Below are 21297 nucleotides of genomic sequence, written 5' to 3' on the forward strand. Positions count from 1 at the left end.
GCCGCAGTATAGATTACGAACGATCGTTTGCTAAATGGCCGGATGCTCCGCCGCGCCCGCGCTGCCGCCCCGCGGCGGCGCGCGGCCGCGGGCCGCAGGCGCCGGCCGCGACCCAAGGAGGGCACGATGCTGATCCGCCGACTGGGCTGGGCCGGGCTGGAGCTGGAGGCCGACGGCGAGAGCGCCGTCGTCGACCTGTTCCAGGACGGCGCGCCGCTGGAGCCGCACGTCGGCGCGCCGCGCGGGCCGCTGCCGCCGCCGCAGACCGCCGGCCGTGTCGCGACCGCGCTCGTCACCCACCTCCACTCCGACCACGCCGACCCCGGCGCCGTCGCCGCCGCGCTGCGGCCCGAAGACGGCCTGCTGCTGCGCCCGGCGCCGGCTCCGCCCGGCGACCTGATGGAGAACGGCGCGCTGGTCGTCGCCGAGCAGCGGATCGCCGAGCGCGGGATCGCGACCCGCGCGCTCGCCCCGTGGGAGTCGCTGACGCGCGGCCCGTTCACCTTCACCGCGCTGCCGGCGGTCGACGGCTTCGGCGACCCGCAGCTGTCGTGGGCGATCGAGGCCGGCGGCCTGCGGATCCTGCATGCGGGCGACACGATCTTCCACGGCTCGTGGTGGCGGATCGCGTTGCGGCTCGGCCCCTTCGACGCGGTCTTCCTGCCGTGCAACGGCGCGCGCGTCAGCCTTCCCCACCGTCAGCCGCCGAGTCCGTTCGCGGCCGCGATGGAGCCCGAGCAGGCGGCGTTCGCCGCGCGCGTCCTCGGCGCCCGCCTCGCGGTCCCGATCCACTACGACACGATCGAGCGGCCGCCCGCCTACGAGCAGGTCGACGATCCGGCGGGGCGCTTCCTCGCCGCCGCGCGCGAGGAGGGCGTCGAGGCGCGGGTCGTCGAGACCGGCGCCACGATCGAGCTGGAGCCGGCTGCGCGCTAGAACACGACCGTCTTGTTCTCGTGCACGAGGACGCGGTCGGCGAGGTGGCGGGCGACGGCGCGCGCCAGCACGGTGCGTTCGATGTCGCGGCCGATCCGCACGAGGTCGGGGACGTCGTCGCGGTGGCTGACGTGCGCGACGTCCTGCTCGATGATCGGCCCGGCGTCGAGCTCCTCGGTGACGTAGTGGGCGGTCGCGCCGATGATCTTCACGCCCCGCTCGCTCGCCCGCTGGTAGGGGTCGGCGCCGGCGAAGGCCGGCAGGAACGAATGGTGGATGTTGATCAGCGGCGCGCCGGCCGCGGCGAGGAAGTCGCCGGAGAGGATCTGCATGTAGCGGGCGAGCACGACGAGGTCGAACGGCCCGTGCTCGCGCAGCAGCGCGAGCATCGCGGCCTCGGCCTCCGGCTTGCGCCCGCGCTCGACGGGGACGTGTGCGAACGGGACCTCGAAGCCGCGCACGTCGCGCTCCGCGTCGCGGTGGTTGGAGAGGACCAGCGCGATCTCGGCGTCGAGGTCGCCGCGCCGCCACCGCCACAGCAGGTCGAGCAGGCAGTGCTCCTCGCGCGAGACCAGCAGCGCGACCCGCTTCGGCCTGCAGGCGTACGCGATCCGCCACTCCATCCCGAACGGCTCGCCGACGCGCTCGGCGAACGACCGCTCCAGCTCCGGCCCGCCGACGTCGAGCCCCTCCAGGTGGAACTCCATCCGCATGAAGAAGGTGCCGCCCTCGGGGTCGGTCGTGTGCTGGTCGGCGTCGAGGATGTTGGCGCCGTGGTCGAACAGGAAGCGCGAGACCGCGGCGACGATCCCGCGCCGGTCGGCGCAGGAGATCAGCAGCCGGGCGGTGTTCGGCCGCCCGCGCGTCGCGGTGTCGCCGGTGCTCGCCATCCCCGCCGCGATCCTACGCGCTCGGCGCGAGTGCGTCACACCGAACCGCTCCCGCGCGAAGATCGATCAGATGCCAGCAGAGGACCGCACCGACGCCGACCTGCTGCGCATGGCCGCGACCGACCCGGAGGCGTTCGGCCGCTTCTACCGCCGGCACGTCCGCTGGGTGCTGGCGCTCTGCGCGCGCCGCTGCGGCGACGCCGAGCTCGCCGCCGACGTGACGGCCGAGACCTTCGCGACGGTGCTCGCGCAGCGCGACCGCTTCGATCCCGACCGCGGCTCGGCCGGCAACTGGCTGTTCCAGATCGCGCTCAACAAGCTCGCCGACGCCCACCGCCGCGGCGCGGCCGAGCGGCGCGCTCGCGACCGTCTCGGGATCCCGCCGATCGCGCTGACCGAGGAGGACGTCGAGCGGATCGACGAGCTCGCCTCGCTCGCCGGGGCCGGTGACGCGGCGGCGCTGCTCGCCGCGCTGCCCGACGATCAGCGGCGGGCGGTCGAGGCGCGCGTCGTCCACGAGCGCGGCTACGACGAGATCGCCGCCGAGCTGGCGCTGTCGCCGGCAGCGGTGCGGCAGCGCGTGAGCCGGGGCCTGACGGCCCTGCGCGCACGGCTGCGACCCGAAGGAGGCGAGCGATGAGCAGCGATTTCGAGGACCGCCTGGAGCGGGAGCTGGTCGCCGCGGCCCGCCGCGAGGCCGAGGTCGCGACCGCCGCCGCGGCCCGCCCCCGCCGCGTGCGGCGCCCGGGCCGCCTGCGCCCGCTGCCGGTCGCCGCCGTCGCGCTGCTGACGATCGCCGCGCTCGCGGTCGCCGTGCTCGCGCTCCCGGGCGCCGAGGCGCCGGTCCCCGCCCCCGCGACGGGCCCGACCGAGTGTGAGCGGCGCGCCGCCGCCGGCGAGCTCGTGCTGACGGCGGAGCCCCCGCCGCCCCGCCTGCTCGCGGCGTTCGCCGTCCTGCGCCGCCCGCAGACCGACGCCGATCGCGCCGACTGCGGCGTCGGGGTGCCGGAGCGGCCGCTCAACCCCTCGGCGGTCCGCCTCGCCGGCCGTGATGCGACCGGTGGGCGGGTCTTCGTCGCCCCCGTCGGCGCGGTCCCCGACCTCGACGCACGGCGCGGCGGTGACAGAGGCCCGCAGCACGAGCTGCCGGCCAGCGCGCGGCAGCCGCTGCTGTGCGTCGTCATCGTCGGCCCGAGCACCGGCGGCGGCGGCTGCGCGACGTCGTCGCACGTCGGCCGCGGCCGGTTCGTCGGCTCCAGCTTCGCCGATGGCGTCGCACGGGTGGTCGGCCTCTTCACCGACGGGATCGCGGCGGTCGAGCTGGAGCTCGACGACGGCAGCACCCGCCGCCTCGAGGTACGCGACAACGTCGCGACGGTCCAGCTGCGCGAGAGACCGGGCGAGCGCGCGGCGAGCGTCGTCCGCTACCGCCTGCTCGACGCCGACGGCGAGACGATCGTCACCCGGCGCGATACGTCGATCCTGCGGGTGATTGAGCCGCCGGCCTCGAACGAGTCCCGCGGCGCCCGCCCCCGCTGACGGTCAGCGCTCGTCGTCGAACGCCTTGGCGTACCAGGCGCCGTCGCGCCGGCCGAGCGTGATGCGGGTGGCCCCGCCGCTCGCCGTCGCGCGGTAGATCGCGAGGTCGGAGTCGGTGCCGGGTTCGTCGACGATCTGGAGCAGCTCGAGCCTGTCGGGCGCGGCACCGGGGCGGTGCTGCGCGAAGGCGGCGTGCGCCGCCGCGTCGAGCGTCTCGCGTCTCCAGCCGTGATCGGTGGCGATCGCCTCCGCGAGGTGGCGGTCGACGGCGGTGAGGCTCTCGGAGAAGCGGGCGGCCCCGGCGCGGTTGCGGCGGGTCGCGGCGATCGATCCGAGCACGGCCAGCACGATCAGCAGGCCGATGACGATGAGCACGACGAGCAGGATGGTGTCCACGCGCGGGATCCTAGAGGGCGGCGGGCACGGAGGCGGCCAGGGGCGGGACGGCGTGGCCGCGGCGCGGGGTGTGGGCGCGCCGCGGCCTGCCGTTCGAGGGACCGCCTGCTGGGCTACAGCAGGACGTTGCGGGCGGCGAGGTGCGTGCCGACCTTGCGCTTCACGCGCTGCAGCGCGTTGTCGACCGTCTTCGTGTCGCAGCCGAGCTTGGCGCCGACGGCCTCGTAGGAGTGGCCGTCGAGGTAGAGCGAGAGGACGCGCGACTCGAGGTCGGAGAGGACCGTCGAGAGGCAGGCGACGAGGGCGCGCAGCTCCTCGCTGGAGATCACCTGGTTGACGGGATCGTGGACCGTCGGGCCGGGGATCACCTCGTCGAGCGTCGGGTCGCCGTCGCCCTGCGCGGAGGCCGGCGAGGCGGAGAAGGAGACGTACTGGTTGAGCGGCGTGTGCTTGTTGCGTGTCGCGGTCTTGACCGCGGTGATGATCTGGCGCGTGATGCACAGCTCCGCGAAGTTGCGGAAGCTCGACTCGCGGTCGGTGCGGTAGTCGCGGATCGCCTTGTAGAGGCCGACCAGCCCCTCCTGGATCAGGTCGTCGGCGTCGCCGCCGGCGAGGAAGTACGAGGAGGCCTTGAGCCGGACGAAGCCGTAGTAGCGGCGGACGAGCCTGTCGTAGGCGTCCGGGTTCCCCTGCTTGGCAAGGGCGATCAGGAATCCGTCATCAAGCTGGACCTGACCTTGAGGGTTATGGGAGATTCGAGCCACGAGCACACCCTTCTGACGCCCCCTGCTCAGTGTGGGCGTCGCTTCGTAGCGCATTACCTCCCCAGGCGCTGCTACCGATATGAGCGGGTGGCTGAGAACGAGACCCGGGACCTTGGTCGAGCCTCAAGCTCAGGTCCACCCTTATGAGGCGGGCAGCTTGCCACAGTTATGGAACGCCTGTCAAGCCGTCATTGCACGATCCGTTGCAGCGTCGGCGAACGCGTGCAGGAACTGGCGCGTCGGCGCCGTGCGGCGTACACGGGCAGGACTGCCCGCGGGCCGCTCGCGACCCCCTCTCCCCCACCCCGCCCGCGCGACGGACGCAGTGCCATCGAGGTGCGCAACGCGGCCGCGCGGCACGCGCCGTGGACGGCCGCTCGGGGAGCGCGCGGGCGCTCAGCGCGCCTTCGCGGCGACGTCGCGCTGGCGGACGATCTCGTAGATCAGCGCCGACGCGGCGGCGCTGACGTTGAGCGACTCGATCTGGCCGCGCAGCGGCAGCGCGATCAGTCCGTCGCAGGAGGCGGCGACGCGTGGGCGCAGGCCGCGCCCCTCGGAGCCGAGCACGAGCACGACCCCGCCGCCGGCGTAGTCGACGGCGGTGTACGGCCGCCCGCCGTCTCCCTCGGCGCCGTAGCACCAGGCGCCGGCGTCTCTGGCGTCGAGCAGGAAGTCGGCGAGGTTGCGCACGCGCGCGATCGGCAGGTGCTCGACCGCGCCGGCCGACGCCTTGCAGACCGCCGGCGTCACCTCGGCCGAGCGCCGTTCCGGGATCACGACGCCGGTCGCGCCGGCGCACTCGGCGGTGCGGACGATCGCGCCGAGGTTCTGCGGGTCCTGGATCTCGTCGAGCGCGACGATCAGCGGCCGCGGCCGCAGCAGCAGCTCGGCCGCGTCGGCGTAGCGGTAGGCGCCGACCTGTGCGCAGACGCCCTGATGATCGGGCGAGCCGCTGCGCCGCTGCACCCACTCGGCGTCCGGCACGACGTTGACGTCGACCTGCCCGCCGGCCACGGCCGCCTCCAGCCACGGCTCGGCCGCGGCGCCCGGCGTCGCCCAGACGTGCTGGACCTGCCGCGGACCGCGCAGCGCCTCGTGGACGGCGTTGCGCCCGTAGAGCACCATCGTGTCCGGCGGCGGCGTCCACGCCTCGCGCTCGCGCGCCGGCTCCTGCGGTCTCGCGGCCTCCGGCCGTCGCGCCGCCCGCTCGTCGCGCCGCCCGGGCCGCCCCGGCCCGCGCCCGCCAGGCCCGCGCTCGCCGTCGCCGCGTCTGCCCGGCGCGCCAGACCCGCGCCCGCCAGGCCCGCGCTTCCCGGGACCGCCAGCACCGCCCGGCCCGCCGGAGCCGCGCCCCGGCCCGCCCGGCCTGCCGCCGCGTCTCGGCCCGCGCTCGCCGCGCCCGCCGCCGCGTCCTCCTCGCCCGGCCGCCATCAGCCGCGCGGGATCAGCTCGGGGCCGGCGGCGCCGTCGCGGACGGTCCAGCCGAGCGCGGCCAGCTCGTCGCGGAGCGCGTCGGCGGCGGCGAAGTCCTTCGCCGCGCGCGCCGCCTCGCGCCGCGCCAGCAGCTCGCGCGCCGCCTCGTCGGGGGCGTCGCCGTTGCCGGCGGCGTCGAGCAGGTTGTCGAGCGCCAGCACCTGCAGCATCTCGCGCAGGTCGGCGTCCCCGACCTCCTCGCCCGCCTCCGTCAGGCGGTTGGCGGCGCGCACCCACTCGAAGACCGACGCGAGCGCTCTCGGCGTGTTGAAGTCGTCGGCGAGCGCGGCGAAGAAGCTCTCGCGCAGCTCGGCCAGCTGCGGCGGGCTCGCCACCCCGGCGGTCAGCCTCCGCCCGGCCTCGCGGATGCGCCCGACCGAGCGCGCCGCCTCGGCGAGCCGCTCGTCGGAGTAGGCGATCGGCTGGCGGTAGTGTCCGCCGGCGAAGTAGGCGACGAGCGCGTCGCGACCGTGTGCGGCGATCGCCTCGTGCAGCAGGAAGATGTTGCCGACCGACTTCGCCATCTTCTCGCCCTCGAGCCGCACCATCCCGTTGTGCATCCACAGGCGGCTGAGCGGCTCGCCATGGGCGGCGCAGGTCTGGGCGGCTTCGTTCTCGTGGTGCGGGAAGACGAGGTCGGAGCCGCCGCCGTGAATGTCGAAGCCGACGCCGAGCAGCATCTCCGCCATCGCCGAGCACTCGATGTGCCAGCCGGGGCGGCCTCTCCCCCACGGCGTCTCCCACGAGGTGTCCTCGCCCTCCTTCCACGCCTTCCACAGCGCGAAGTCGAGCGGGTCGCGCTTCAGCTCGGCGCCGGCGACGCCCTCGCCCTGGTCCATCTGGTCGACCTGGCGATGCGACAGCTCGCCGTAGCGCGGGTAGGAGCGCACGTCGAAGTAGACGTCGCCCTCGACGGCATAGGCGTGGCCGCGCTCGATCAGCTTCTCGATCAGGGCGACCATCTCCGCGATCGTCTCTCTCGCCAGCGGCTCGTGGTCGGGGCGGCCGAGTCCGAGCGCGTCGGTGTCGGCCTTGTAGTGGGCCGTCATCTCGGTCGCGAGCTGCTCGCTGGCGACGCCGGCCTTCGCCGCCGCGTCGTAGATCTTGTCGTTGACGTCGGTGACGTTGGCGACGAACGTCACCGCGTAGCCCTCGTGCTCGAGGAAGCGCTTGAACAGCGAGAAGACCACGAACGGCCGGGCGTTGCCGACGTGGATGCGGCCGTAGACGGTCGGCCCGCAGGCGTAGATCCCGACCTTCCCCGGGTCGCGGGGCTCCAGCGGCTTCAGCTCGCCGCTCAACGTGTCATGGATCCGGATCATGCGCATCTCGCCCTGCCAGCGACGTACCCTACCCGCGACGCTCTGTCGCCGGGCGCTCCAGCGTCGCGATCGCGAGCGCGGCGGCGCCCTCGACCCGTCCGACGAAGCCCATCCCCTCGCCGCGCGTCGCCTTCACGTTGACGCGCGCGAGCGGGATCTCCAGCGCGCCGGCGAGGTTCTCCCGCATCGCCGGCTTGTGCTCCAGCAGCTTCGGCCGCTCGAGCAGGACGGTCGCGTCGACGTTGGCGATCTCGACGCCGCCGACGGCGACCAGCTCGCGGGTCGAGCGCAGCAGCGCGATCGAGTCGGCGCCTCTCCAGCGCTCGTCGGTGTCGGGGAAGTGCTCGCCGATGTCGCCGAGGCCGGCCGCGCCGAGCAGCGCGTCGATCACGGCGTGGACGAGCACGTCGGCGTCGGAGTGGCCGTGCAGGCCCAGCTCGAACGGGATCGTCACGCCGCCGATCACCAGCGGCCGGTCCGCGGCGAACCTGTGGACGTCCCAGCCGATGCCGGTCGCGACCATCAGCTCGGCCCGATCGGTTCCATGCGGCGCTGCCGCTTCTCGAAGACGGCCAGCTCGGTGACGCCGAAGCCGGCGAGCCACTCGACCGTCTGCTCGTAGTCCCAGCCGACGTGCTCGGGCAGGTGGGCGTCGCTGGAGAGCGCGACCGGGCAGCCGGCCTCCAGCAGCATCTCCAGGAACGCCGCGGCCGGGTAGCGCTCGCCGACCGGCTTGCGCAGCCCGGCGGTCGAGACCTCCACCGCGATCCCCGACTCGACGATCCCCTCCAGCGCCAGTTCGTAGTAGCGGCGCAGGTCGCCGTCGGGCCGCGGCCGGTCCTTCCCCCACACCTTCACGAGGTCGGGGTGGGCGAGGATGTCGTAGAGGCCGCTGCGGGCGCACTCGCCGAGCGTCTCGAAGTAGCGGCGCCAGACCTTCTCCGGCGACTCGAACGTCGTTCTCCAGACGTCCCAGTCGCCGGGCATGTCGACCGCGTGGTCGCGCACGAAGTGGACCGAGCCGACGACGTAGTCCCACTCGCGCGCCTCCAGCAGGTTGCCCATCTGGTCCTCGCGGCCGGGGATGAAGTCGGCCTCGATCCCCAGCTTCAGGTCGGTCTGCTCGCGCACGAACTGGCAGTAGGCGTCGATGTCCTCGCGCGCCTGGCTCTGCCAGAACGGGTGCTGCCACACCTCGAGCGCCTGCTTGAAGCGGTAGATGTGCTCGGAGACGCCCAGCTCGGCGATCCCGCGCTCGCTCGCCGCCTCGCGGTAACGCTCGGCGTTGGCGGGCACGAAGTACTTGTCGGCGGTCGTCCCGGGCTCGTCGGGACGCAGGTGGACGTGGTAGTCGGTCAGCATCGTTCTTCCAGGAGGAGGGCGGCGAGGCGAAGGTCGACCGGCGTGGTGACCTTGAGGTTCTCGCGCGGGGACTCTACGAGGTGGACGCGGCCGCCGGCCTGCTCGACGAGGCTCGCGTCGTCGGTCGCCGCGGCGAGCACCTCGTCGGGCTGAGCGAGCACGCGCTCGAGCGCGGCGCGCCGGAATGCCTGGGGCGTCTGGACGGCCCACAGCGCGCTGCGGGGGACGGTCTCGGCGACGCGCAGCTCGGCGTCGGCGACCCGCTTGATCGTGTCGACGACCGGGGCGGCGGCGACGACGGCGTCGGCGCCGGTCGTCTCCAGCGCCTCCAGCGACGCCCGCACGATCGCCGGCGTCAGCAGCGGGCGCGCGGCGTCGTGCACGAGCACCGGCTCGTCGGGCCCGCTCTCGCCGGCCGCCGCCAGCGCGGCGCGGACCGAGTGGGAGCGCTCGGCGCCGCCGGCGACGCCGATCGTCCCCGCCGGCGCCTGCGCGCCGGCCGGCAGGGCGACGACGATGCGCCGCACCTGCTCGACGGCGCGCAGCGCGTCGAGCGACCACTCCAGCATCGGGCGGCCCGCCAGCATGACGAACGCCTTGGGGCCGTCGGCACCAAGGCGTTCACCACGACCGGCGGCCACGAGCAGCGCGACCGCCATTCGAAATCCGTCTCCCGGCCGCTACTCCGCGCCGACGGCCACCTTGCCGCTGGCGGAGGCGGCGAGCAGCTCGTCGAGGTGCTCCTCGGCCTGCTGCTCCTCCATCTCGAGCGCGTACATCAGCTCGGACGCGAGGATCTTCTTCGCCCGCGTGAACATCTGCTTCTCACCAGTCGACAGACCCTTCTCCGCCTCTCGGATGGCGAGATTGCGCACGACCTCGGCCAGCTCGTAGATGTCGCCGGTCTTGATCTTGTCGCGGTTGTGCTTGAAGCGCCGATTCCAGTTCTTCGGCATGTCCGAGCACTCTTCCTGGAGCACGGCCAGGACTCTTCTGACGGTCTCCTCGTCGATCACGCGCCGCAGGCCGGCGACCGCGGCGTTGGCGGTCGGGACCATGACGGTCATGTCGTTGTGGAGGATCTTGATCGTGAGGTATTCCCGGGTCTCCCCAAGGATCTCCTTGTCTTCCTTCTTCAGGACCTTGCCTGCACCATGGTGGGGATAGACGACGTTGTCGCCGATCTCGAACTCGATGTGCTCGACCTCAACGGTGATCTCGAGGTCCTCGAGCTGCTCTTCGCTCAATTCAGTGATGGTCGTCCTCCTTGTTCCAAGCAGTACGGATCCACAGGCCCTCAGGTCTGCAGGTACCGGTCCACGAGGTTGATCTCCTGCTGTCGGCGAAGGCCCTCTCGGATGTCCTTCGCCCGGATCTCGCCGACGCCGTCGACGGTTTCGAGCTCGCCGTCGGTGGCGGCGAGCATCTCCTCGAGTCCCCCGAACTCCTGCACGATGCGCTGAACGACGAGGCGCGGCAGACGCGGGATGCGACCGAGGATCCGGTAGCCCCGCGGGGAGACGGGATAGTCAAGCGTGTTGACCTTGCGGTCGTACCCGAGCAGCTCGGCCAGGCGGCCGAAGTCGAGCAGGTCCTGATGCGGCAGCCGCACGAGCTGGTCGAAGGCGACCGCGAAGTTCTCGTCGCTGTCCTCGGCGAGGTAGTCGTGCACGAGCGCCGACTTGTCGCCGGCGACGCCGACCATCGTCTCGTCGAGCTGCATCTCGATCAGACGCCCCTCGGTGCCGAGCTCGACGATGTAGCGCTCGATCTCGACGCCCATCCGCGTCACCAGCTCGGCGCGCTGCAGGACCGTCAGCACGTCGTGGAGCGTCGCGCCGCCCTCGAACTCGAGCGCGGTGAGGCGCGTCGAGACCTGGTCGAGGCGGCTGCGGTACTTGTCGAGCGTCGCGAGCGCCTGGTTGGCCTTCGCGAGCACGACCGGGATGTCCTCGAGGATGTACTTGGCGCCGTCGACGTAGAGCGACACGACATCCCTGCGTTGCGAGACCGCGATCACGAGCGCCTCGGTCTGCTTCGAGATCCGCTCCGCGGTGCGATGGCGGGTGCCGGTCTCCAGCGTCAGGATCGTCGGGTCGGGCGTCAGCTGGACGTTGGCCCAGATGATCTTCGTCGCGTTCGCGTTGACGACGAGCGCCCCGTCCATCTTCGCGAGCTGGTACAGAAACGCCGGTGTGTAGTCGATGTCGAGCTTGATCCCGCCGGAGAAGAGGAACGCCAGGTCGTCGGCGTCGCCCATCACGATCAGACCGCCAGTGCGGGCGTGGACGATGTTGTCGATTCCCTCGCGCAGCGAGGTGCCCGGAGCGACCATCTCGAGTGCCTTGACGAGCCGGGGCTCTTGGCGAGACTCGAGCTCTTCTCTGAGCTCTTCCCCGGATCGCGGCGCCATGACGATCCATTCTACCGGGTTTTTCCGCATTTTTCGGCGGCGCGGAGGGTTTTCTGGCCACGCCGCGACGCAGCGGAGAAACGGCGCCGTTCTGGAACGGCGCCGCCGTGCCGCGAACGTCAGGCGGCCTGCTGGCGGCGTCTGCCCGGCAGGGCGGCGCGCAGCGCCGCGCGCAGCGTGCGCGCGTCCGGCCCGACGATCGTCGACAAACCGAACTTCGCCGCTTCGGCGATCCGCCGCTCGGGATGGGCGACCGTCCGCAGCTCACCGGTCAGGCCGAGCTCACCAAAGCAGGCGAGCGGCGGACCCGGTGCGGGACCGTCCGCGCCGTCGCCCTCGCCGGCGGCGAACAGGTCCGGCGCGCCGCCGTCGCGCCCGTCCCCCATCCCGGCCCCGCGCCCGCGCAGCGCGCCGCCGTCGCGCCCGTCCCCCACCGTGGCCGCGCCCCCGCGCAGCGCGACACCGCGCGCCGCGCTGGCGACCGCGAGCGCGACGGCGAGGTCGGCGCCCGGCTCGTCGACGCGCACGCCGCCGACGACGTTGACGAAGACGTCGGCGCTGCCGGTCGCGACGCCGCCGTGGCGCGCCAGCACCGCGAGCACGAGCGCGAGGCGGTTGCGGTCGATCCCGCTGACCACCCGGCGCGGCGGCACCAGCTCCTGCGCGGGCGAGACGAGCGCCTGCACCTCCACCAGCAGCGGCCGCGACCCCTCCATCGCGCAGAGAACGACCGAGCCCGGCGCGTGGGTCGCCTCCCCGACGAAGCGAGCGGAGGCGTCGAGCACCTCGACGAGGCCGTCGCCGCGCATCTCGAAGACGCCGGCCTCGTTGGTCGAGCCGAAGCGGTTCTTCAGCGCGCGCAGCGTCCGGTAGGTGCGCTCGCGCTCGCCCTCGAACTGCAGCACGCAGTCGACGAGGTGCTCGAGCACGCGCGGCCCGGCGAGCGCCCCCTCCTTCGTCACGTGGCCGACGAGCAGGACGGCGATGCGGTGCTGCTTGGCGACGCGCATGATCTCGCCGGCGACCTCGCGCACCTGGCCGACCGAGCCCGGCGCGCCGGTCAGCTCGGCGGCGTGCAGCGTCTGGACCGAGTCGATCACGCAGACGTCGGGGCGCTCGCGCTCGAGCGTCGCGAGCACGGCGCCGAGGTCGGTCTCGGCGATCACGGGGATGTCGAGCGCCGCGCCCCTCAGCCGCTCGGCGCGCAGCTTGATCTGCGCCGGCGACTCCTCGGCCGAGACGTACAGCGTGCGGCGCCCGGCGCCGGTCAGGTTCGCGACCGCCATCGTGGTCAGCGTCGACTTGCCGATGCCGGGCGAGCCGCCGATCAGCACGAGCGAGCCGGGGACGATGCCGCCGCCGAGGACGCGGTCGAGCTCGCCGATCGCGGTCGGCAGGCGGGCGACCTCGGTCGCCTCGACGGCACCGAGCCGCACCGGCGCGACTGCGGCGCCGCCGCGCGCGGTCCCGCCGAGCGCCCCGCCGCCCCGCCCGCCTCTGCGGCCGGCGCTGCGAGCCTCCTCGACGAGCGTGTTCCACTCGCCGCAGCCGGGGCACTGGCCGGCCCAGCGCGGCGTCTCGTGCGCGCAGGCGGAGCAGACGTGGACAGTCGTCGAGCGGGCCATCGGACGACGCACCCTACGCGCCGCACCGGACGAACACCCGTTCGCGATCGCCCGACGACCGAGCCGCCCGATGAGGTGCGCTTTCCGGTCGCTGTGCGACCGAAAGGCGCACCTCATCGCGACCCCAAGGGCTCAGCGGGTCGCGTCGAGCGCCTGCGTCAGGTCGGCGATCAGGTCGTCGGCGTCCTCGATCCCGACGCTCAGCCGGATCAGGCCCTCGGTCACCGCGTCGGTCCCCCAGCGGGCGCGCCGCTCGGCCATCGTGTGCACGCTGCCGAAGCTGGTCGCCTCGATCACCAGCTCGCACGCGGCGAGCATGCGGCGGGCGCGCTCGGCGTCGTCGCCGAGGTCGAAGGTGAGGACGGTCCCGAACGCGCGCATCTGGCGGCTCGCCAGCGCGTGCGCCGGGTCGCCCGGCAGCCCCGGGTAGCGGACGGCGAGCAGGTCGTCGCCGACGCGGGCCGCGAGCGCCGTGGCGATCGCCAGCGCGCTGTCGCACTGCCGCCGCAGGCGGAGCTCGAGCGTCGCCAGCGAGCGGTGGGCGAGCCACGCCTCGAACGGCCCAAGGATCGCCCCGGCGCGCTCGCGCCAGCGGCGGGCGGCCGCCAGCAGCTCCTCGTCGCGCGTCGCGACCGTGCCGAGCAGCAGGTCGCCGTGGCCGGTCAGGTGCTTGGAGCCGCTCAGCAGCGAGGCGTCGGCGCCCAGCTCCAGCGGCCGCTGGCCGAGCGGCGAGGCGAGCGTGTTGTCGACGACCAGCCGCCCGCCGGCCGCGTGGACGGCCTCGGCGACCGCCGCGACGTCGACGAGGTCGAGGCCGGGGTTCGACGGCGTCTCCAGCAGGACGACCGCGGCGCCGGGCGCGGCGGCGACGAACGCCTCGGTCGTCGACGGGATCTGGCGCACCGTCACGCCGAGCTCGCCCAGCTCGTCGCTCGCGAGCATCCGCCCGGTCGGGTAGGCGTCCTCCTGCACGACGACCGTGTCCCCGGCGCGCAGGAGCGGGAACAGGACCGCCGCGATCGCCGCCGATCCCGACGGGAAGACGAGCGCCTCGACGTCGTCGCCCTCCAGCTGCGCGACCGCCTGCTCGAGCGCGGTCCACGTCGGGTTGCCGTAGCGGCCGTAGGGATAGGCGGCGCCGAAGGCGTCGTCGCCGCGCAGGTGGTACGGCGCCGCGAACGCCGGCCCCGGCAGGAACGGCTGCTCCTGCTCGGCCGGCGGCAGGCCGGCGTGGACCGCGCGCGTGCCGTCGCCGAAGCGCTCCAGCCGCCGGTCAGCCATTGTCGGCCTTCCGCGCGGCCCGCACGCACGAGGTGAAGCCGCTCGTCTTGTGGGCGGCGTCGCAGAACGGCTTGGTGTGCGACTGCCCGCAGCGGCAGAGCACGATCGGCCGGCCGGGGTCGGGCGGGACCAGCTCGTGCCCCTCCGGATCGACGATGACGACCGGGCCGGTCACCTTGTACGGCCCGTCGTCGCGGACTCTGATCTCGACGCGCGCATCCATGCGGCGAACGGTAGCGCCCCCTCAAACGCGATGAGGGCGGCCCCCGACCGCCCGCCCACGAGCCGATCCGCCCCCGAAACGCGACGAGGGCGGCCCCCGACGGGCCGCCCATGCGCCGATCTGCCGCTCAAACGCGACGAGGGCGGCCCGTCGGGCCGCCCTCGTGCGGAATCCAGTCTGCGACCGGTGCTACTTGTCGGCCGACTCGCCGCCGTCGGCGGCCGCCTCGGCCTCCGGCGCGGCGTGCTCGCCCTCGTCCTCGGACGGGCCGCCCTCGGCGCCGACGCCGACCGGCGTCGGGGCGGGCTTCGGCTGGACGATCTCGATCGAGACCTCCGGGTCGTTGCCCTCCGGCGCCTTGTCGACCATCACGGTCGCCCCCGGCGTCAGCTCCGAGCGGAGCACGAAGTCGGCGAGCGGATCCTCGATGTAGCGCTGGATCGCGCGACGCAGCGGACGGGCGCCCATCGCCGGGTCCCAGCCCTTGTCGACGAGCAGGTCCTTCGCCTCCTCGGAGAGCTCCAGCTGCAGCTCCCGCTCCGCCAGCGACTCGCGGATCCGCCGCAGCAGCAGCTCGACGATCTCCTTGATCTCGTCCTTCGCCAGCTTGTGGAAGACGATCACGTCGTCGATGCGGTTGAGGAACTCGGGCCGGAAGACCTTCTTCAGCTCGCCCATGATCCGGTTCTTCATGTCGTCGTACGTGATCCCGGTCTCGTCGTCGGAGACCGCGAACCCGAGCGGCGTGTTCCGAGCGATCTCGGAGGCGCCGATGTTCGACGTCATGATCACGATCGCGTGGCGGAAGTCGACGGTGCGCCCCTGCGCGTCCGTCAGCCGCCCGTCCTCGAGGATCTGGAGCAGGATGTTGAAGACGTCCGGGTGGGCCTTCTCGATCTCGTCGAGCAGCAGGACCGAGTACGGCTTGCGCCGCACGGCCTCGGTCAGCTGGCCGCCCTCGTCATAGCCGATGTAGCCGGGGGGCGAGCCGACGAGACGGGAGACGGCGTGCTTCTCCATGTACTCGGACATGTCGATGCGCACCATCGCGTCCTCGTCGCCGAAGAGGAACTCGGCGAGCGTGCGCGCCAGCTCCGTCTTGCCCACGCCCGAGGGGCCGAGGAAGATGAACGAGCCGGTCGGCCGCTTCGGGTCCTTCAGGCCCGCGCGCGAGCGGCGGATCGCCTTCGAGATCACCTCGACCGCGGCGTGCTGGCCGATGACGCGCTTGTGGAGCTCCTCCTCCATGCGCATCAGCTTCGCCGTCTCGGCCTCGGTGAGCTTGAAGACCGGGATCCCCGTCCACATCGAGACGATGTCGGCGATCTCCTCCTCGCCGATCGACGGGCGCTCACCGGACTCGCCGGACTCCCACTGCTCCTCCAGGTCGCGCTTTCTCTGCGTGAGGCGGCGCTCCTGGTCGCGGAGGTTGGCGGCTCTCTCGAACTCCTGCGCCTCGATCGCGGCCTCCTTGGCGCGCCGCGTCGTCTCGATCTCCTCCTCGAGGTCACGGTAGACCGGCGGGGAGGTCATCGACTTGATGCGCATGCGCGAGGCGGCCTCGTCGATCAGGTCGATCGCCTTGTCCGGCAGGAAGCGGTCCGAGATGTACCTGTCGGCCAGGTCGGCCGCCGCCGTCAGCGCCTCGTCGGTGATGTTCACCTTGTGGTGCTGCTCGTAGCGGTCGCGCAGGCCCTGCAGGATCTGGAACGTCTCGTCGGTCGACGGCTGGTCGACGCGGATCTGCTGGAAGCGCCGCTCCAGCGCTGAGTCCCTCTCGAGGTACTTGCGGTACTCGTCGAGCGTCGTCGCGCCGATCGTCTGCAGCTCGCCGCGCGCCAGCGCCGGCTTCAGGATCGAGGCCGCGTCGATCGCGCCCTCGGCCGCGCCCGCGCCGACGAGGTTGTGGAGCTCGTCGATGAACAGAATGATGTCGCCGCGCTGGGTGATCTCCTTCATCACCTTCTTGAGGCGCTCCTCGAACTCGCCGCGGTACTTCGACCCGGCGACGAGCGCCGCGAGGTCGAGCGTGTAGATCTGCTTGCCCTTCAGCAGCTCCGGCACGTCCGCGTTCGTGATGCGCTGCGCCAAGCCCTCGACGACGGCCGTCTTGCCGACGCCCGGCTCGCCGATCAGGACCGGGTTGTTCTTCGTGCGGCGCGAGAGGATCTGCATGATCCGCTCGATCTCGGTCTCGCGGCCGACGACGGGGTCGAGCTTGCCGTCGGAGGCGAGCTTGGTCAGGTTGCGGCCGAACTGGTCGAGCAGCTTCGAGGACTTCTTGCCCTCGCCCTGCTGGCCGGCCGCGGCGCCCGAGCCGCTGCCGCTGCCGGCGCCCTGGCGGCGACCGCCCGGGCCGGACAGCATGCGGATGACCTCGTTCCGGATCTTCTCCGAGTCGGCGTCGAAGTCGAGCAGGATGCGGGCGGCGACGCCCTCGTTCTCGCGCACCAGGCCGAGCAGGATGTGCTCGGTGCCGATGTAGTTGTGGCCGAGGCTCAGCGCCTCACGGAGCGCGAGCTCCAGCACCTTCTTGGCACGGGGGGTGAACGGGATCTGACCGGACGTCACCTCTTCACCGGAGCCGACGATGCGCACGACCTGCGCGCGCACGCGCTCGACGGTGATGTCGAGGCTCTCCAGCACGCGAGCGGCCAGGCCCTCTTCCTCACGCAGGAGGCCGAGGAGGATGTGCTCCGTGCCGATGTAGTTGTGCTTGAGCGTCCGGGCCTCCTCTTGGGCGAGGACGACCACCTGGCGGGCTCGCTCTGTGAATCGCTCGAACATGGGTGCGACGTTCCTTCCCTACGGGCGGGTGAGGCGGGATCTTGCGGAGGTATGCGAAAGCACCCGAACACTCCCTTCATCGGCAGCACCTCGCACGATGATGAGCGGTCGGGTTCGTTCGCCGGGCATACGCCAGTCTACCAACAGGGTCGATGGTTCCTTGGGGTCAGCTGCGCGCGCCTCTGCACAGAGGCGCGTTGGCCTGCGACTCCTCTGCCCCGGATCGCCGTCCGTCAGTCGCGCATCGCGGGGAACAGGACCACCTCGCGGATCGATCTGCGGCCGGTCAGCAGCATCACGAGCCGGTCGATCCCGACGCCGACGCCGCCGGTCGGAGGCATGCCCTGCTCGAGCGCCTGCAGGAAGCTCTCGTCGTAGGGCTGGGCCTCCTCGTCGCCGGCCTCGGCGTCGCGGCGCTGCTGCTCGAAGCGGCGGCGCTGCTCGTCGGGGTCGTTCAGCTCCGAGAACGCGTTCGCGATCTCCATCCCGTTGACGTACGCCTCGAACCGCTCGACCAGTCGCGGGTCGTCGCGGTGGCGCTTGGCGAACGGCGACAGCTCGACCGGGTAGTCGAGCAGGAAGGTCGGCTCGATCAGCGTCGGCTCGACGTGCTTGGAGACCAGCTCGTCGACGAGCTGGGCCCAGGTGTCGTCGGGCGGGACTCTCAGGCCCTTCTCGGCCATCGCGGCGGCGAGCTGGTCGCGCTCGGTCGCGGCCATGATGTCGATCCCGGTGCGGGAGAGGATCGAGCCGGCGAGCGTCTCGCGTCTCCACGGCGGCGCCAGGTCGATCTCGCCGGCGTAGCCGGCCGCGTCGGCCGCGGCGGCGACGAGCCGCTCGGTCCGCTCGGCCATGTCCTCGTAGTCGGCGTAGGCCTCGTAGAACTCGACCATCGTGAACTCGGGGTTGTGCTTGTGCGAGATCCCCTCGTTGCGGAAGTCCTTGCCGATCTCGTAGACCTTCTCCAGGCCGCCGACGATCAGGCGCTTGAGGTACAGCTCGGTCGCGATCCGCAGGTACAGCTCGCGGTCGAGCGCGTTGTGATGGGTCGTGAAGGGACGCGCGTTGGCGCCGCCGTAGAGCGGCTGCAGGACGGGCGTCTCGACCTCGACGAAGCCGGCGTCGTCGAGGAAGCGGCGGACCGCCGAGACGATTCTCGCGCGCGTGAGGAACAGGTCGCGCGCCTCCGGCGAGGACATCAGGTCGAGCTCGCGGTGGCGGTAGCGCAGCTCGACGTCCTGCACGCCGTGATGCTTCTCCGGCGGCGGGCGCAGCGACTTCGCCAGCAGCGTCCAGCCGTCGACCCGCAGCGACAGCTCGCCGCGGCGGGTGCGGAAGATCGCGCCGTCGACGCCGATCAGATCGCCGAGATCGAGCGAGATCAGGCGGTCGAACGCCTCGCGGCCGAGCACGTCCACGCGCGCGTGGAGCTGGATGCGGCCGGAGCGGTCTACGAGATCGAGGAAGGCAGCCTTGCCCTGGCCGCGACGGGCGGCCAGACGGCCGGCGACGCGGTAGACGTCCTCGGTCTCCTCGCCGTCTTGAAGCGCCTCATGGGCGGACTTGACGTCGGCGATCGCGACGACGCCGTCGTACTCGTGCGGGAACGGCTCGATCCCGTCCGCGCGCAGGCGCTCCAGCTTCTGCCGGCGCGCCGCGAGCAGCACGGAGGTCTCCTCGCCGGACGGGGCGGCGGGTCTGTCGTCTTCGGTGGCGGCCATGGCGCGGCGGACGGCGCTACGCGAGGCCGACGTCGATCTTCTTGATCTTCAGCTCGCGCTGCCTGCCGTTGGGCAGGTGCACGGTGACGGTGTCGCCGACCTTGGCGCCGACGAGCGCCTTGCCGACCGGCGACTCGTTGGAGAGCTTGCGCTCGGCCGGGTTGGCCTCCGAGGAGCCGACGATCGTGTACGTCGCGCTCTTGCCCGCGTCGTCGACCTCGACGGAGGAGCCGATGCCGACGACGTCGGTGCCGAGGTCGGCGGAGTCGATCACCGTCGCCGCGCGCAGCTTCTCCTCCAGCTGCGCGATCTTCGACTCGAGCATCGCCTGCTCGTTCTTGGCGTCGTCGTACTCGGCGTTCTCGGAGATGTCGCCGAACTCGCGCGCCTCCTTGATCCGGGCGGCGACCTCGCGACGCTTCTCGGTCGAGAGGTACTCGAGCTCGCTCTTGAGCTTCGAGAGACCGTCCGGCGTGAGGATGACGTCCTTGGGCATAGGCGTGACCTTGGCAGTGCGATGGTGTGCGTTGCCCGCCGCCAGACAACGAAAAACCCGCACATGGCGGGATTTCGGTCCGATCTGGACAGCGGGGCGCGACAGTATAGCGCCGCGTTTCTAATGATTCGGTAAGGGTCCTCGTCGTCAGGCGGCGGCGAGCGCCGGGAGGCCGAACGCCTCGCGCGCCTGGGCGATCGTCTCGGTCCGCTGCAGGCGGTCCTGCAGCTCGGCGCCCTCGCCGAGCCGCTCGACGTACCAGGGGTAGAACTTGCGCAGGTAGCGCGCCGCGCGCCCCTCGCCGAGATGCTCGACGGCGCGGTCGAGCACCCACGCGACCTCGGTCAGGATCTCCTCGCGGCTCGGCTCGCCGTCGCGCAGGCCGAGCACCTGCTCGAACAGCCACGGGTTGCCGAGCGAGCCGCGCGCCAGCAGGACGGCCTCGGCGCCGGTGTACTCGAACACCTCTCTTACGCGCGCGGCGCTTCTGAGCCCGCCGGAGATCAGCACCGGTACCGGCAGCTCCTCGACCAGTCGCCGGGCGAGGTCGTAGTCCGGTCTGCCTCTGTGCTGCTGGGAGGCGTGGCGCGGGTGGATGCAGAGCCCCGCGATCCCGGCGTCCTCGACGAGCCGGTAGGCGAGCTCGATCCCGTGCCGATCGCCGGGGCGCATGCCCGGGCGCAGCTTGACGGTGACCGGCAGGCCGCTGCCCTCGCGCGCGGCGACGGCGAGCGCGACCGCCAGCTCCGGGTCCTTCACGAGCGCGGCGCCGGCGCCGGTCTTGCAGACCTTGGGGACCGGGCAGCCCATGTTGAGGTCGATCAGGTCGGCGCCGGTCTCAGCCGCTCTGGCCGCCGCCGAGCGCATGATCTCCGGGTCGTTGCCGAACAGCTGCAGCGACACCGGCCCGCGGACCCGCTCCTCCGGATGGACCCGCAGCAGCTCGGTGCAGGTCTTCTCGTTGCCGTAGTGGATCGCGTGGCTGGAGACCATCTCGGAGACGGCCAGCCCCGCGCCGTAGCGCTTCGCCTGCAGGCGCACGAACCAGTTGCCGATGCCGGCCAGCGGCGCCAGCACGACGCGATTCGGGATCTCGACGCCGCCGAGCGTCCAGGAGTCGTGGAGGGAACGGGTCACGGGAGACGATGGTAGCCGCGCGCGACTACCGGTTGCGCTCGTGCAGCAGGCGCAGGCCGGTGAGGGTGAGGAGGTCGTCGGTCTCGTCGATCTCCTCGGTGAAGGGGACGATCGCCTGGGCGAGGCCGCCGGTCGCGATCGTCGCGGTCTCCTCCCCCAGCTCGTCGCGCAGACGGCGGACGATGCCGTCGACCTGGCCGGCGAAGCCGTAGACGATCCCGGAGCGGATCGCGTCGACGGTCGTCTTGCCGATCAGCGTCCGCGGTTCGACGAGGTCGATCTTCGGCAGCGCCGCGGCGCGCTCGGTCAACGCCTCCATCGAGATCTCGACGCCGGGGGCGATGATGCCGCCAAGGTACTCGCCGTCGGCCGAGACGGGGTCGAACGTGATCGCGGTGCCGAAGTCGACGACGACGCAGGCCTCGCCGATGCGCTCGTAGGCGGCGACGGCGTTGACGAGCCGGTCGGCGCCGATCTCGCGCGGGTTCTCGTAGCGGATCGGCATCCCGGTCTTGATGCCGGGACCGACGACGAGGGTCTGGTGGCCGAGGTAGCGCTCGCCGACGACGCGCCATTCGGCGCCGAGCTGCGGCACGGTGCTGGAGACGATCGACGCCTGCACGTCGCCGAATCCGAGGCCGCGCAGGCCGAGCAGGTTGGCGAGCTTGGCGCCGAGCTCGTCTGCGGTCGACTCGCGCACCGTCGCGAAGCGCCAGTGCTGCGTCAGCTCCTCGCCGTCGAAGGTTCCGAAGTGGGTCTGCGTGTTGCCGACGTCGAGCACGAGGAGCATGACCGGGGCATTATCACGGCTCGGTCGCGGCGATGACGCGTCACGCGCCAGAACGGACGCGGCCGGGCGAGTCGCCCGGCCGCGTCGTCCATCTGGTTCTGCGCAGCCGCGGCGGGCTCGGCGTCGCTCCGAGCCCGCGTGG

The 21297-nt window shown here is 72.6% G+C and carries 21 protein-coding genes; 3 read left to right on the forward strand and 18 right to left on the reverse strand.

The features are described 5' to 3' along the window. Positions 1–126: 126 nt before the first annotated feature. Positions 127–936, forward strand: coding sequence for an MBL fold metallo-hydrolase (locus BDZ31_RS10880; RefSeq protein ID WP_183341910.1), 810 nt, complete (start codon positions 127–129; stop codon positions 934–936). Here BDZ31_RS10880 and purU read toward each other — a convergent pair. Continuing rightward, positions 933–1826 (reverse strand): formyltetrahydrofolate deformylase, encoded by an 894-nt coding sequence (purU, locus tag BDZ31_RS10885; protein WP_183341912.1) that lies wholly within the window; start codon positions 1824–1826, stop codon positions 933–935. The two genes, BDZ31_RS10880 and purU, sit on opposite strands and share 4 nt — an antisense overlap. A 70-nt stretch (positions 1827–1896) precedes the next feature. Between purU and BDZ31_RS10890 the strand changes: the two genes are divergently transcribed. Both BDZ31_RS10890 and BDZ31_RS10895 read left to right on the forward strand, forming a co-directional pair. Beyond that, entirely contained in the window at positions 1897–2466 is a 570-nt protein-coding gene (locus tag BDZ31_RS10890) for an RNA polymerase sigma factor (protein WP_183341914.1), read from the forward strand. After that, complete coding sequence (locus tag BDZ31_RS10895) at positions 2463–3365, forward strand: hypothetical protein (RefSeq protein ID WP_183341916.1); 903 nt, start codon at positions 2463–2465, stop codon at positions 3363–3365. Before BDZ31_RS10890 ends, BDZ31_RS10895 begins: the two co-directional genes overlap by 4 nt. 3 nt (positions 3366–3368) lie before the next feature. On the opposite strand, the gene BDZ31_RS10900 is transcribed toward BDZ31_RS10895, so the two are convergent. From BDZ31_RS10900 to BDZ31_RS10980, 17 genes are all read right to left on the reverse strand, one after another. Then, positions 3369–3761 (reverse strand): hypothetical protein, encoded by a 393-nt coding sequence (locus BDZ31_RS10900; protein WP_183341918.1) that lies wholly within the window; start codon positions 3759–3761, stop codon positions 3369–3371. A 113-nt stretch (positions 3762–3874) separates the two neighbouring features. Continuing rightward, positions 3875–4525 (reverse strand): RNA polymerase sporulation sigma factor SigH, encoded by a 651-nt coding sequence (sigH, locus tag BDZ31_RS10905; protein WP_183341919.1) that lies wholly within the window; start codon positions 4523–4525, stop codon positions 3875–3877. Positions 4526–4921: 396 nt separating this feature from the next. Continuing rightward, positions 4922–5650 (reverse strand): 23S rRNA (guanosine(2251)-2'-O)-methyltransferase RlmB, encoded by a 729-nt coding sequence (gene rlmB / locus BDZ31_RS10910; protein WP_183341921.1) that lies wholly within the window; start codon positions 5648–5650, stop codon positions 4922–4924. Between the two features lie 305 nt (positions 5651–5955). Beyond that, positions 5956–7320 carry a cysteine--tRNA ligase gene (gene cysS / locus BDZ31_RS10915; RefSeq protein WP_246344901.1) on the reverse strand — a complete coding sequence of 455 codons (1365 nt, stop codon included), beginning with the start codon at positions 7318–7320 and terminating at the stop codon, positions 5956–5958. A 28-nt stretch (positions 7321–7348) separates the two neighbouring features. After that, the gene (ispF, locus tag BDZ31_RS10920; RefSeq protein WP_183341925.1) at positions 7349–7843 is read right to left on the reverse strand and encodes a 2-C-methyl-D-erythritol 2,4-cyclodiphosphate synthase; all 495 of its coding nucleotides are present in this window, start codon (positions 7841–7843) and stop codon (positions 7349–7351) included. Next, on the reverse strand, positions 7843–8682 hold the full coding sequence (locus tag BDZ31_RS10925; RefSeq protein ID WP_183341927.1) for a histidinol-phosphatase: 840 nt from the start codon (positions 8680–8682) through the stop codon (positions 7843–7845). Before BDZ31_RS10925 ends, ispF begins: the two co-directional genes overlap by 1 nt. Next, the gene (ispD, locus tag BDZ31_RS10930) at positions 8676–9341 is read right to left on the reverse strand and encodes a 2-C-methyl-D-erythritol 4-phosphate cytidylyltransferase (RefSeq protein ID WP_183341929.1); all 666 of its coding nucleotides are present in this window, start codon (positions 9339–9341) and stop codon (positions 8676–8678) included. The genes BDZ31_RS10925 and ispD overlap by 7 nt, the downstream gene beginning before the upstream one ends. Before the next feature lie 21 nt (positions 9342–9362). Further along, entirely contained in the window at positions 9363–9929 is a 567-nt protein-coding gene (locus BDZ31_RS10935; RefSeq protein WP_221242984.1) for a CarD family transcriptional regulator, read from the reverse strand. 50 nt (positions 9930–9979) lie between these two features. Next, positions 9980–11125, reverse strand: coding sequence for a DNA integrity scanning diadenylate cyclase DisA (disA, locus tag BDZ31_RS10940; protein ID WP_343075567.1), 1146 nt, complete (start codon positions 11123–11125; stop codon positions 9980–9982). A gap of 89 nt (positions 11126–11214) precedes the next feature. Continuing rightward, entirely contained in the window at positions 11215–12720 is a 1506-nt protein-coding gene (gene radA / locus BDZ31_RS10945; RefSeq protein WP_183341933.1) for a DNA repair protein RadA, read from the reverse strand. Positions 12721–12852: 132 nt separating this feature from the next. After that, entirely contained in the window at positions 12853–14001 is a 1149-nt protein-coding gene (locus tag BDZ31_RS10950) for a cystathionine gamma-lyase (RefSeq protein ID WP_183341935.1), read from the reverse strand. Continuing rightward, the gene (locus tag BDZ31_RS10955; protein ID WP_183341937.1) at positions 13994–14224 is read right to left on the reverse strand and encodes a CDGSH iron-sulfur domain-containing protein; all 231 of its coding nucleotides are present in this window, start codon (positions 14222–14224) and stop codon (positions 13994–13996) included. Before BDZ31_RS10955 ends, BDZ31_RS10950 begins: the two co-directional genes overlap by 8 nt. A gap of 189 nt (positions 14225–14413) precedes the next feature. Next, the gene (locus BDZ31_RS10960) at positions 14414–17011 is read right to left on the reverse strand and encodes an ATP-dependent Clp protease ATP-binding subunit (RefSeq protein WP_246344904.1); all 2598 of its coding nucleotides are present in this window, start codon (positions 17009–17011) and stop codon (positions 14414–14416) included. 233 nt (positions 17012–17244) lie between these two features. Continuing rightward, the gene (lysS, locus tag BDZ31_RS10965; protein WP_183341938.1) at positions 17245–18732 is read right to left on the reverse strand and encodes a lysine--tRNA ligase; all 1488 of its coding nucleotides are present in this window, start codon (positions 18730–18732) and stop codon (positions 17245–17247) included. A gap of 16 nt (positions 18733–18748) precedes the next feature. After that, a complete protein-coding gene (greA, locus tag BDZ31_RS10970) occupies positions 18749–19228 on the reverse strand; it encodes a transcription elongation factor GreA (RefSeq protein WP_183341940.1) in 480 nt (159 codons plus the stop codon). A gap of 147 nt (positions 19229–19375) precedes the next feature. Further along, entirely contained in the window at positions 19376–20365 is a 990-nt protein-coding gene (locus tag BDZ31_RS10975; protein ID WP_183341942.1) for a tRNA-dihydrouridine synthase, read from the reverse strand. A 25-nt stretch (positions 20366–20390) separates the two neighbouring features. Beyond that, positions 20391–21155: a type III pantothenate kinase gene (locus tag BDZ31_RS10980; RefSeq protein ID WP_183341944.1), complete on the reverse strand. Its 765-nt coding sequence runs from the start codon at positions 21153–21155 to the stop codon at positions 20391–20393. Between the last annotated feature and the right edge of the window lie 142 nt (positions 21156–21297).

It is taken from the genome of Conexibacter arvalis, assembly GCF_014199525.1.
GTDB lineage: Bacteria > Actinomycetota > Thermoleophilia > Solirubrobacterales > Solirubrobacteraceae > Conexibacter > Conexibacter arvalis.

What these genes read in the sequence shown, in the direction of transcription:
- ispD (WP_183341929.1), bottom strand. Translation starts at nt 9,341, where the DNA reads ATGGCGGTCGCGCTGCTCGTGGCCGCCGGTCGTGGTGAACGCCTTGGT.
- BDZ31_RS10955 (WP_183341937.1), bottom strand. Translation starts at nt 14,224, where the DNA reads ATGGATGCGCGCGTCGAGATCAGAGTCCGCGACGACGGGCCGTACAAG.
- purU (WP_183341912.1), bottom strand. Translation starts at nt 1,826, where the DNA reads ATGGCGAGCACCGGCGACACCGCGACGCGCGGGCGGCCGAACACCGCC.
- disA (WP_343075567.1), bottom strand. Translation starts at nt 11,125, where the DNA reads ATGCGGAAAAACCCGGTAGAATGGATCGTCATGGCGCCGCGATCCGGG.
- BDZ31_RS10950 (WP_183341935.1), bottom strand. Translation starts at nt 14,001, where the DNA reads ATGGCTGACCGGCGGCTGGAGCGCTTCGGCGACGGCACGCGCGCGGTC.
- rlmB (WP_183341921.1), bottom strand. Translation starts at nt 5,650, where the DNA reads ATGGTGCTCTACGGGCGCAACGCCGTCCACGAGGCGCTGCGCGGTCCG.
- ispF (WP_183341925.1), bottom strand. Translation starts at nt 7,843, where the DNA reads ATGGTCGCGACCGGCATCGGCTGGGACGTCCACAGGTTCGCCGCGGAC.
- greA (WP_183341940.1), bottom strand. Translation starts at nt 19,228, where the DNA reads ATGCCCAAGGACGTCATCCTCACGCCGGACGGTCTCTCGAAGCTCAAG.
- cysS (WP_246344901.1), bottom strand. Translation starts at nt 7,320, where the DNA reads ATGATCCGGATCCATGACACGTTGAGCGGCGAGCTGAAGCCGCTGGAG.
- BDZ31_RS10980 (WP_183341944.1), bottom strand. Translation starts at nt 21,155, where the DNA reads ATGCTCCTCGTGCTCGACGTCGGCAACACGCAGACCCACTTCGGAACC.
- BDZ31_RS10895 (WP_183341916.1), top strand. Translation starts at nt 2,463, where the DNA reads ATGAGCAGCGATTTCGAGGACCGCCTGGAGCGGGAGCTGGTCGCCGCG.
- BDZ31_RS10890 (WP_183341914.1), top strand. Translation starts at nt 1,897, where the DNA reads ATGCCAGCAGAGGACCGCACCGACGCCGACCTGCTGCGCATGGCCGCG.
- lysS (WP_183341938.1), bottom strand. Translation starts at nt 18,732, where the DNA reads ATGGCCGCCACCGAAGACGACAGACCCGCCGCCCCGTCCGGCGAGGAG.
- BDZ31_RS10925 (WP_183341927.1), bottom strand. Translation starts at nt 8,682, where the DNA reads ATGCTGACCGACTACCACGTCCACCTGCGTCCCGACGAGCCCGGGACG.
- BDZ31_RS10960 (WP_246344904.1), bottom strand. Translation starts at nt 17,011, where the DNA reads ATGTTCGAGCGATTCACAGAGCGAGCCCGCCAGGTGGTCGTCCTCGCC.
- radA (WP_183341933.1), bottom strand. Translation starts at nt 12,720, where the DNA reads ATGGCCCGCTCGACGACTGTCCACGTCTGCTCCGCCTGCGCGCACGAG.
- BDZ31_RS10880 (WP_183341910.1), top strand. Translation starts at nt 127, where the DNA reads ATGCTGATCCGCCGACTGGGCTGGGCCGGGCTGGAGCTGGAGGCCGAC.